1 protein-coding gene and 1 pseudogene are annotated in these 1,732 nt (G+C 57.8%); both read left to right on the top strand.

The window, feature by feature from the left end; all coding sequences use genetic code 11:
* Positions 1–441: 441 nt before the first annotated feature.
* Positions 442–753 (top strand): annotated as a pseudogene (locus AQJ66_RS41120) (hypothetical protein); the annotation flags it as partial.
* A 21-nt stretch (positions 754–774) separates the two neighbouring features.
* Positions 775–1,389 carry a hypothetical protein gene (locus tag AQJ66_RS38110; RefSeq protein ID WP_244163045.1) on the top strand — a complete coding sequence of 205 codons (615 nt, stop codon included), beginning with the start codon at positions 775–777 and terminating at the stop codon, positions 1,387–1,389.
* The last annotated feature ends 343 nt before the right edge of the window (positions 1,390–1,732 follow it).

The raw sequence follows: 1,732 nt of genomic DNA, 5'->3' as shown, positions 1-1,732 counted from the left end.
TTGTCGGCATCGATCCAGTTAGCCGTTGTTGACGAAGAGACCGACGTCTACGAAGCCCCCGCGCCCGCGGCTGGGGTCACCACGCGAGAACCTTCGGAAGATGCGGAAGTGACGATCCTGAGGCAGCATAGGAATTAGTGCTGCGCACGTGGGGAGACGCCCCCAGTGGCCTGCGGGCCACGGCGTAACGTCAAGACAGCCAGACATGACGCATCCACTTGATGCTACACGGCCTCCTCACTCGCAATGATGCAGTGAGTATGGGACAGCGGCGGCGTTTTTCGCCTACCGACTCCCTCTCTTTCTAAATCTCTCCGGGCTAGTTACATGCGGTGTGAATGGTAACTGGTGCCAGCTTTGAATGGAGAAGGCATAGCCCGGACGGCGGGCCGCAACCGAGGCCACCGCCGAAATGGGCTCAAGTCGTTGAAAGAGGAAACCATGAGCCGGAAACTGCATACTCGTCGAGTGGGCGGCATGATTTCGGCTGCAATCTTGGCCGGAGGAGTAGGTCTACTACCATCTCCTGCCGCAGCCACTCCGGAACTCGTCCGACAGGGGCCGTGTAACATCACGCCTTACGGCTTGATTGGCATGACATGGCAAGAGGGCGGCAATGTAGGTATCACGTCTGCCGCTGGAGGGCCAACGATCGTGTTCCCCGATAGGCTCAAATGCCCGATCAATGATGAACGCAATGTCCCCGGTAGGAACGGGCGCATACAGGATTTCGAGAATGGGGAAGTTGCCTGGTCTCCCGACCAGGCGCCGAGCATGACGATCTGGACCATCAAGAGGAACAATCAAATCCACGTTCACTGGAAGACCAACAGTGACTACGGGTATGACTTCTTTATCGTGCGGGTGGATAAAGACTGGCAAAACATCGACCAGAAAGACATATCTGGCAACCATGAGGGTTGGTGGACGTTTACCTACAATCAGCCCGGATGGTACTCCTTCGTCGTGGAAGGCTGTGAACACAGGACCTTCGGGGCAAAGTGTCGGCACGGCTGGACCATTCCAGTAGGCGAAAGAATTGAGCAGAGAGACGTTTCGCCGCAACCCCCGCCACCGCCTCCTCAGGCCCGACCCAACCTGGCTGTAACAACCACCGGATCCGGGGAAAGCACTGTATTCCACCTTAAGGGATCCGGTTTCGTCAGGAACGCGCAAGTGACAATCAAGGGGGCACGGATTGGGCCTGATGGAATCTTCAACTATTACTGGACTGGGAAGGCTAGGGATGACGGTTCAATAGCCTTCGGGATTCCGGTCCCCTGCGTCTCGGGAATCCAAATAAGCTTCTCTGTCAACGACGGTCGGCAGGATCAGAGCGATCACACGAACCGTCTCTGGAGTAACACCTCCACCGCTGCCTGTCCGTAAACGGCTAGCCTGGGGGTTCATGAGGCGGGCTGTCCGACAGGCGGTCAGGCAAGCTAAAGCGCCTCTGAGCAGCAAGAATAAGGATTGGCGAGGTCCTTGTTCCCGCTGAAACCAGAGCGCTTCCCAGGTGAACACCAAAGCCCCCGTCAGCAAGCTGGCGAGGACTCATGAACGATCGAGGGTAGTGCCGGTCCCTTCGGCGAATTGATACTCCTACGCGCCGGCCTACGCATCGGCGTACGTGTCGAGCGGGATCACCCGAGCGCTGATCTGCAACGACAGCCGATTCTTCCCCGGATAACCTCCGGTCCTCCTGCTAACCTCTCGCCGATCGTCAGCCAGT

Source organism: Streptomyces bungoensis, from assembly GCF_001514215.1.
In the GTDB taxonomy this organism is placed as follows: domain Bacteria; phylum Actinomycetota; class Actinomycetes; order Streptomycetales; family Streptomycetaceae; genus Streptomyces; species Streptomyces bungoensis.
Note: the sequence above shows the minus strand (reverse complement) of the source record. Positions and strands in the feature narration are given on the sequence as shown.